Below are 8142 nucleotides of genomic sequence, written 5' to 3'. Positions count from 1 at the left end.
ACTCCCGCGTGTTCACCAACCTCCACGCACAGGTGTGACGCTGGTGATCTTCATCGGCGACGACTGGGCCGAAGACCTCAACTCGCATAACCACGGCTCGAAACGGCGGAGACAGATCACCCGGATCAACCGATCGGGGTCAGGCCAGAGGGCTTCTGGTGACTCCTGCTTTGATTCGCGGTGCCGTCTTGAATACGTTGCAATTTACTGCACCGTAGTGACGACTCCCGAAACTAGAATTTCTCATAGGAGCGTCGTTCACGGTCTTAAGCACCTGCGTTTTCGCAGCCCTGTCGCATCAGCAGTCCAGCACGGCAGTGACGTATCCCGGACCGGTCGGTGGGCCCGGTTCGTCGTCCGGCGGCGCGAACCCGTTGGCGACGTGCGCATCTATGGCAGAGATGACTGATGCGCGCCAGCCGTGGGTGGCCAGGTACTCCCGGGCGCTGTTCCGTTCGGCCGGGTCGAACAATTCGGTGAGGTCGACGTTGCTACCGGCCCGGTTCAAACGCCCGGTGAGTTGATTGGCCCAGTCACCGCTCATGGCCGTCGAATCGATATCGTCGGTTGCCAGGCGGCTTCCCTGCGCCGACAGGGCGGTGATGTTGTCCAGCAACCGGTCCTGAGCCTGCGGCGACAGATACATGAGCAGGCCTTCGGCGATCCAAGCCGTCGGTCGGGTCGCGTCAAATCCGCTGGCGCGCAGCGCCTGGGGCCAGTCACCGCGCAGGTCGACGCCGACGGTGCGCAGATCGGCAGCCGGTGTGACTCCCAGAGCGGCGAGCGTGGCGGTCTTAAACTCAATGACCCGTGGCTGGTCGATTTCCAGGACGATGGACTCGGCGGCCCACTTCAGGCGGTAGGCCCGAGTGTCGAGACCGGAGGCCAAGATAACCGCTTGGCGGATACCGGACTCGCCGGCCACAGTGAAAAAGTCATCGAAAAACCTTGTGCGCACGACAATCGGTTCACACAAGCGGCGCAGGTCCACCCCCGATTCACCCAGCACGCCGTCGGCGAACCGACTGCAGGAATCCAGCCCGACAGCCTTGACGAGGGCGTCGGCGTACGGGTCATTGATCAGCGGCTCGGGCTGCTTGCTGGCTAGCGCACGCGCTGCAGCGACAAGAGTCGCCGTTGTGCCGACGCTCGACGCGAGATCCCAGGTGTCGTCGTCTGTCCGCGCCATTTCTCTCCTGCGGTCCTTCTCCATTGGGCGATCGGAAGCCTCATCGCGCTTAGCCTCACAGCAAGCTACGTAGAGCACGCTGCCGAAGCCCACCATGCCCGCCACCGAACCAGTGTTGAGGATGACCCCGCCACTCCCCTGCTTCTTGAACGGGCGGATCGCATACTTACTGCCGTAGAAGACACCACTGACGTCAATCACTCACGTGAATCGGCGTCCGGTCAGCATGAAGTCGAACTGCCTGTTGAGCATCTTCCATCCCCATATCAAGGTAAACCACGGTGCAACGAGCCATAGACCGTTGAGGACGATGAACTTCACCCACAGGTCCACGAAGTTACTGGTGTTCACGGAGGGAAAGCCGCCGATGATTTCGCGTAGGTAGTAATAGATGGTGATCGTCAGGTCGACGACCGCTGCAGACATGAGCAACAGGGTGCCACGGGGATTGGTGAACTTCGACCGGAAGAGCAGTATCAAGCCGGTGACCGCAATGCAGGCGTTGGTGACGGAAATACATTCGAGCGCCACGAGATTCGCTGGGGCCGTGAGGTATTTGGTGTCGCCGCCGTCGATGTAGACGTACCACGGGTAGGCCCACATGTCCTTCTGGTGGCCCGGCAGGTATGGGTGGGTGAACAACCAAGGCAGTTCCCACGTCAGGTTCGTCACCCGCGCAGAGATCATGAAGGTGAGCACAGCTGCGGTCAGTCGCTGAAAAGGAGTCCAGTTTCGCAACGAACGGTAGGGCAGGAACGCCGCGGCGAATCCCCCTAGGTACGCGATGCAGCCATTGACCGACATGATGCTGCCGACCAGGCGTCGGTCGAAGCCAAGGTTGAAGACCAACACCATGCACAGCGGGAAGCTGATGGCGAAGGATCCGAATAACAGGAGCCACGTAAGCCGCAGCGGCCTTGAGCGCGGCACGGTCACGATCGGGCTGGTCGACTCTAGCTTGGGGTCGAACACTCCAGCCTTCGTCTGGGACGCGCTCGTAGTCATGGGTCTCCTTACGTGTTCACGGCCCGTCGCTCACTGGGCCGCGCAGGTCCGCGGGCTCACTCTGTAGAACACGATTCTTGGAACTATAATCGCGTTCTAGTGAATATAGAGCGACGCTCCGCTGCACGCAATGCTTCGCGGCAGAGAAGGTCGTCGGCCGAACCCAGCAGCGACCGGCGTCGTACTGCCTCGCCGGGGCCGGCGAAGACGTCGTCCTCAGCCACCCGCTGCTAGGCAAATGCGCAGGTGTTCGACGACCTCGTCGGCGACGGCGTCGGCACGTCGATCTCGATTCGAGTTGACCCACTCCGTCATCCAGATCTGCAGCGTCGAGATGATCATCGAGGCGACGATTGAGGGTCTGAGGTCTCGGATCTCACCTCTGCACCGAGCTTCGTCGGCAAGGTTGCCGAGCAGGTGCATGCCAGATTGCCACGCATGTCGCCGCGCGTGCTCACCGCGGACCGCAGTCCCCCAGCTAAGACCTCCGGTCAGGTGCAACTCGAGAAAGTTGGGATGGTCGGCAAGGAACATGACCTCGGCTCGCGCGCTTGCCAGAAGTTTCTCGAAGGGAGATTCCAGGGGTTCGATCAACGTCATCACGGCGCTGCGGAACTCATCCATCCGCTGCGAGGTGAGGACATCCCAGATGGCCGCCTTGCTGGGGAAATACTTGTAGAGGGTGCCCAGCGCCACCCCGGCTGTCTCGGCGATGGCATTGACCTTGGCCTGGTCGAAGCCGGACCTCGCGAATTCCAGCTCGGCGGCCGCCAGGATCTGCTGTCGATAAAGATTTCGGCGCGCGCCGGGCAGGTCATCAATCATGTGCGACGCCGAGCTGTCGGGGTCCGACATCCAAGACCCCCTTGCTTTCACCGTCACCGTTGGACAGTGCCTGCGCTCATTGCGCGGCACGGCGACTGGATTCTAGCGGCGCGGACGCCTCACGCGCAGGCCCGGCGCCCAACGGCTAATGGACGATCGCCCTGGGCGCGTAGGCGGCGATGGCGACGTCGTGTCCAGCCTGCCGCAGGGCCCGCGCCCACCCCGGTGAGAGGAGCGACATCGCCACGGCTACCCACCGCGATGATGACAATCCGGCGCATCGGTTCACCGCCACGGCACGACCGAAGATGGCGACCAGGTCTTCACCGCACGCACGAACGTCGAAGCCGGGTTCGCGCAGGACCTTCTCCACCACGCCATTGACCGCACCGCGTAGGGCGACGGCCATCGACGCGAGTAAGAAATCGCCGAATTCCCCACCTCTGTTGCCCCGCAGTCAGATCAGTATGACGGAAATTGTAGAAAGAAGAGGACGCGACCACCTGTCGGGCGAGCAGCAATCGGGGGCACTCACCGCGGATGCTGGCGAGCTAAGGCTGACCATCTATCGGCATCTCGAATCTTGTTGCACAGAGCCATTCCGGCAGCTACTGTGCTCAAATAACATCTTGTACGCTGAAATACCAGCAGCAGGGATAACCTTTGGAGGGGCCGGACGCTTTCATGGCAGGAATTCTCGAAACCGACCGATTGGTGATCGACGGTCTGCCGAGGCTCCCCGCTTCCGGTCGAGAACCCGGCGACCGAAGAGGTCTTGACGCGCGTTCCGACCGCGGACGACGGGCAGATCGAGACGGCCACCGCCGCGGCGCGCAACTCCTTCGATACCGACGTATGGGCGAATCGCTCACGCACGCAGCGTATTTCGATGCTGATGACCATGGCGCAGTGGCTGGCCGACCACCGCGAAGAACTCGTCGAGACCGCTGTCCGCGAGGTCAGCGCAGTACGCACGCTAGCGAGGTTGGCGCAGGACGACATGGCGATCGACCAGGCATACCTGCTGTCCGAACTGTCGCCGCCATCATGGGTATCGTCGCGCCGATCGTCGAGGCCCGCCGTGCCGAACCCCACCACGACCTCGTCAGCATGCTCGTCACCGAGGAATACGCCGATGATGACGGTAGCCGGCATCGCCTTTCCGATGGCGAGGTGCAGTTGTTCTCGCTACTTCTTCTGGCCGCCGGTTCAGGCACCACCTGGAAGCAAAGCTTCATTACCATGCTCACTCTGCTGCAACGGCCGGACTGGCTGGCCCGGTTAACCGCCGATCCCATGCTGGTGCGCGGTTTCGTCGGGGAGACGGTGCGTTGGATGCCGATCGACCCGGCGTTCGCGCGGCTCGCGACGCGCGAGACTGAACTCGGCGGAGTCACGATTCCAAGGGCTCGGTCGTCCATGCATGCTTCGCCGCCGCCAACCGAGACCCGCTGCGCTGGACAGGCCGGATGAATTCGACCCGAACCGTCCGCTGCAACCAAATCTCGACCTCGGGGGCGGTACCCCACGTCTGCCTGGGGCAACACGTCGCGCGCGCTAAAATCTGCGCTGGGATAACCATATTGATTAAGCGGTTGCCCGGTCTCCGGCTCGATCCAGCGGTCGAAGCACCCCGGATCATAGGAATGTACGATCGTGGCCCCCGGCGTGCCGGCGCTCTGGGACCTCTGATGGACACCACGACGACACCAATGGTCGGGTTCGGCAGCGTGCTCTACGGGTCGACCAAGGGCGCGATCAACCAGATGACCAACGGCCTAGCGATCGAATGTGCACCGTACAACATCCGGGTCAACGCGATATGCCCTGCGGGCATGCCTCTGACCAATTTTTCCGCCGCCGACAACAGGAAGTTCGCGCCGCCCGACCAAGGCATCGTGGATTATCTCGCGTCAGTTCACCCGCTGGGCCGCGTCATCACCGCTGAGGACTGCGCCGAGGCAGCGGTTTTCCTTTGTTCGGGCGAGGCCATAAACATCACCGGCGTGTTACTCCCGATCGACGGGGGATACGTAGCTCAAGAGCTCGACGCGGTCTTCGGGTGTCGTCGACCTGCGCCAAATAATATATTGTATAAACTGCTCCGCGGCCTTCCTGAGCGCTGCCAAGGGAGTCGTCTCCTGTCGCGCAGATGTGCGAGCCCGAACCAAAGGAGGTGGGGCAAGTGGCAAAGTGGCGCCGCAATCGGCCGCTCGGGGTGACCAGCCCGTCTGGCGGGGAAGACCTCGGCGTCGCGACGGCGGACGCCGACTGCGCAGCGTCACGCGACCCTTCCGCCGCAGGCTCTTCAACCGACGCTGCGTCGGACCCGTCGAACGCCGCTGACGATCCCACCGCTACGGACGGCGCCGCCGACAAGATGGTGTCCGCGCCGCAACCCACCACCACCTCAGACGATCAGACCGACGAGCCGACAAATGAATCGGACCTCGTCGACGATGAGAGCCCCTCGGCCGGGGCGACCGAGGCGAGTCAACAACGACGACGTCAGCTGCGCGTCGCCTCGCTCGTATCGGTCATCCTTTTCGCAGCGGTCGCCGCCACGGCTAGCTGGACCGGATATCGAGCCTATGACACACATCGGATCGAGCAGGAGCAAGCTCGGATCGTAGACGTCGCTCGCCAGTCAGCCCTCAACCTGGCGAATATCGACTGGACGCACGTTCAAGCCGACGTCCAGCGCATCGTCGACTCGTCGACAGGCGCCTTCTTGAATGACTTTCAGCAGCGGTCACCCGCGTTCAGCGACTTCGTGCACAAGGCTCAATCGAAATCCGTGGCCACGATCCGTTCTGCGGGCCTGGAATCTAACGACGGTCACGTGGCAAAAGTCATCGTCGCGATGTCGGTGGACGTTACCGCTGCCAACGCCCCGCCCGAGCAGCAGCCCCGCTCTTGGCGTGTGCGGCTCTCGGTACAGAAGATGCCAGATGGGGGCTTGAAGATTTCGAATGTGGAGTTCGTCCCATGACCGCTGGCCAGTCAACTGCTACGGACTCTGCACGCTTGGACCAAGATTCCGCTGCGACAAGTGATGCTTCGAACGACGAAGCCAAAGAGCCGGCCTGTCTCGATGAGTCCAACAGCGACGAGTCCGCAGAATCCGCCACGCCCACCGACACCGAGGCCGAGGCCGAAACCGACGGTGCCAAAAGATCGGCGCTCCGAGAGCGTCTCTACCGGCTGATCGTGTTTACCGCATTGCCCCTACTGACCATTGGTGTGGGCAGTGCCGCTGGATTTTTCAAGTTCGTCGGCGATACCGCAGCCGCGACGCAGCAAGCCCGCATCGAGGCAACCGGCGTCGCTCGCGACGGGACGGTCGCGTTGTTCCAGTACCAGGCGAGTTCCGTCGACAGGGACCTTGAGGCCGCACGCAGCCGACTCACCGGTGAGTTTCGTGACGAGTACACCAAGCTCATTAATGACGTCGCGATCCCCGGCGCGAAGCATTATCAAGTCTCGACGCTGGTGAACGTGCGTGCGGTCGCGGTCATTCAGGCCGCTCCCACGCATGTGCAGACGCTCGTGTTCGTCAATCAGAACGTCACCGTGGGCACGACACCGCCCACCGACACCTCTTTTGCGGCGAAGGTCAGTCTCGATAAGGTCGATGGCCACTGGCTGATATCGGGATTCGAGCCCATCTGACATGGCGGTGATTCAGCTTCTTCGATATCCGGCGAGCCTGCCTTCGCACGCGTGGTCACCCCTTGCCGCAGTCTCGTTGACACCCGTGGTTGCAGCAGACAACAAGCGGCTGAACGACAGTGTGGTGGCCAACGTCGACTGTCGGCAGCGGACATGACAAACCGTCGTCGCAGGCTGGGCCCGGGGTGGTGGGCTCTCATTCTCATACTCATTGTGGCCTCCTTCGCCACCACGGTCGGGTTGGCATTTTCGGGGAAACTTGTGTCCTCGGTCCCGATCACCGTCACCTCCGATCGCGCGGGCCTCGTCATGGATCCCGGTGCAAAGGTCAAACTTCGAGGCATTCAGGTGGGGCGGGTGGCATCGGTGGCCTTGCGGCCCGGCGGGGTTTCGCTACGGCTGGATCTCGATCCCGATCAGGTCCGATTCATTCCGGCCAACGTCCAGGCGCAGATTCGAGCCACCACGATATTTGGCGCGAAGTTCGTCGACCTCATACCGCCCGCGAAGCCGGAACGCCGCACCATCAGCGCCGGGTCAGTCATTCCATCTCGAAACGTCACCACTGAGGTCAACACCGTCTTCGAGAACCTGACGAGCGTACTCGCTCAGGTTGAGCCGACCAAGATCAATGCGGTGTTGACCACGTTGGCTGATGCTCTAAGGGGCAAAGGCGAGCGGCTAGGCACGGCCACCACCGCCGCTCTGGACGTGGTCACCGCCCTTAACGACCGCAGCGACACGTTGCGCCGCGACCTCGAGGCGGCGGCCACCGTCACCGACACCTATGGCGCCGCCAGCCAGGACCTCATCTCTGCGTTGTCCGCGACGACGACCACGAGTTCGACCATCACACGACAAGCCAAGGATCTCGACGAGGCACTATTGGCCGCGATTGGACTGGCTGACACCGGTATTGATCTATTCGGGCGCACCCAATCGGACTTCGTCGCAGCGAACACAAAGTTACCGGCGACCACGGACCTGCTCAACGAGTACCATCCGTCCTACACCTGCCTCCTGCAAGGTCTCGACTGGTTGGCCACCAAGGGCAGCCCAGACTCCAATGGGTTCAGCACGGTCACCGACGCCTCGCTGCTGGGGTTCGCCACCGACCCTTATCGCTACCCGGACAACCTTCCGATCATCAGGGCCAAGGGCGGCCCCGACGGCAAGCCGGGCTGTAACGGCCTACCCCGTCCGGACCTGAACATGCCGATCCGATACTTGGTGACCGACACCGGATTTGGGACCGGTATGGACTTGCGGCCCAATCCCGGCATCGCTCACCCGTGGCTGCTCAACTACTTCCCGGTGACCAAGGCTGTGCCCGAACCGCCGCGCATCTACGGTGCGGGGCCGCCGGCCATCGGCCCCGTGCCCTATCCCGGCGGACCGCCTTACGGCGCACGGCTTTTCGGGCCCGATGGAGCCCCACTGTGGGCACCACC

The 8142-nt window shown here is 62.6% G+C and carries 9 protein-coding genes and 1 pseudogene; 6 read left to right on the top strand and 4 right to left on the bottom strand.

The window, feature by feature from the left end; genetic code table 11:
* Nucleotides 1-298: 298 nt before the first annotated feature.
* The 4 genes from A5760_RS23780 to A5760_RS27460 all read right to left on the bottom strand — a co-directional run bounded on the left by A5760_RS23780 (nt 299) and on the right by A5760_RS27460 (nt 3428).
* Nucleotides 299-1189, bottom strand: a complete 891-nt coding sequence (locus A5760_RS23780) for an SAM-dependent methyltransferase (RefSeq protein ID WP_064885401.1) — start codon at nt 1187-1189, stop codon at nt 299-301.
* A 201-nt stretch (nt 1190-1390) separates the two neighbouring features.
* The gene (locus tag A5760_RS23775; RefSeq protein WP_082279594.1) at nt 1391-2194 is read right to left on the bottom strand and encodes a hypothetical protein; all 804 of its coding nucleotides are present in this window, start codon (nt 2192-2194) and stop codon (nt 1391-1393) included.
* A gap of 216 nt (nt 2195-2410) precedes the next feature.
* Complete coding sequence (locus A5760_RS23770) at nt 2411-3049, bottom strand: TetR/AcrR family transcriptional regulator (protein ID WP_082279593.1); 639 nt, start codon at nt 3047-3049, stop codon at nt 2411-2413.
* Between the two features lie 115 nt (nt 3050-3164).
* On the bottom strand, nt 3165-3428 hold the full coding sequence (locus tag A5760_RS27460) for a hypothetical protein (RefSeq protein WP_064885394.1): 264 nt from the start codon (nt 3426-3428) through the stop codon (nt 3165-3167).
* A 345-nt stretch (nt 3429-3773) separates the two neighbouring features.
* Here A5760_RS27460 and A5760_RS27850 point away from each other — a divergent pair.
* From A5760_RS27850 to A5760_RS23740, 6 genes and pseudogenes are all read left to right on the top strand, one after another.
* Nucleotides 3774-4025, top strand: a pseudogene (locus tag A5760_RS27850) (aldehyde dehydrogenase family protein); the annotation flags it as partial.
* A 41-nt stretch (nt 4026-4066) separates the two neighbouring features.
* Nucleotides 4067-4492, top strand: a complete 426-nt coding sequence (locus A5760_RS27455) for a cytochrome P450 (protein ID WP_064885392.1) — start codon at nt 4067-4069, stop codon at nt 4490-4492.
* A 218-nt stretch (nt 4493-4710) separates the two neighbouring features.
* Nucleotides 4711-5241 carry an SDR family NAD(P)-dependent oxidoreductase gene (locus A5760_RS26410; protein WP_231122729.1) on the top strand — a complete coding sequence of 177 codons (531 nt, stop codon included), beginning with the start codon at nt 4711-4713 and terminating at the stop codon, nt 5239-5241.
* On the top strand, nt 5205-6011 hold the full coding sequence (locus A5760_RS23750) for an Mce protein (RefSeq protein WP_155764448.1): 807 nt from the start codon (nt 5205-5207) through the stop codon (nt 6009-6011). Before A5760_RS26410 ends, A5760_RS23750 begins: the two co-directional genes overlap by 37 nt.
* A 35-nt stretch (nt 6012-6046) precedes the next feature.
* Nucleotides 6047-6691 (top strand): hypothetical protein, encoded by a 645-nt coding sequence (locus A5760_RS23745; RefSeq protein ID WP_082279590.1) that lies wholly within the window; start codon nt 6047-6049, stop codon nt 6689-6691.
* A gap of 213 nt (nt 6692-6904) precedes the next feature.
* Nucleotides 6905-8142 (top strand): MCE family protein (locus tag A5760_RS23740; RefSeq protein WP_231122728.1); only part of this gene is annotated, 1238 nt, incomplete at its 3' end.

Origin of the sequence: Mycobacterium colombiense, from assembly GCF_001665835.1 — a bacterium.
Lineage (GTDB): Bacteria > Actinomycetota > Actinomycetes > Mycobacteriales > Mycobacteriaceae > Mycobacterium > Mycobacterium colombiense_A.
Note: the sequence above shows the minus strand (reverse complement) of the source record. Positions and strands in the feature narration are given on the sequence as shown.

Coding starts and splice junctions, on each gene's coding strand:
- A5760_RS27455 (WP_064885392.1), top strand. CDS start 4,067: ATGGGTATCGTCGCGCCGATCGTCGAGGCCCGCCGTGCCGAACCCCAC.
- A5760_RS27460 (WP_064885394.1), bottom strand. CDS start 3,428: ATGGCCGTCGCCCTACGCGGTGCGGTCAATGGCGTGGTGGAGAAGGTC.
- A5760_RS23780 (WP_064885401.1), bottom strand. CDS start 1,189: ATGGCGCGGACAGACGACGACACCTGGGATCTCGCGTCGAGCGTCGGC.
- A5760_RS26410 (WP_231122729.1), top strand. CDS start 4,711: ATGGACACCACGACGACACCAATGGTCGGGTTCGGCAGCGTGCTCTAC.
- A5760_RS23775 (WP_082279594.1), bottom strand. CDS start 2,194: ATGACTACGAGCGCGTCCCAGACGAAGGCTGGAGTGTTCGACCCCAAG.
- A5760_RS23770 (WP_082279593.1), bottom strand. CDS start 3,049: ATGTCGGACCCCGACAGCTCGGCGTCGCACATGATTGATGACCTGCCC.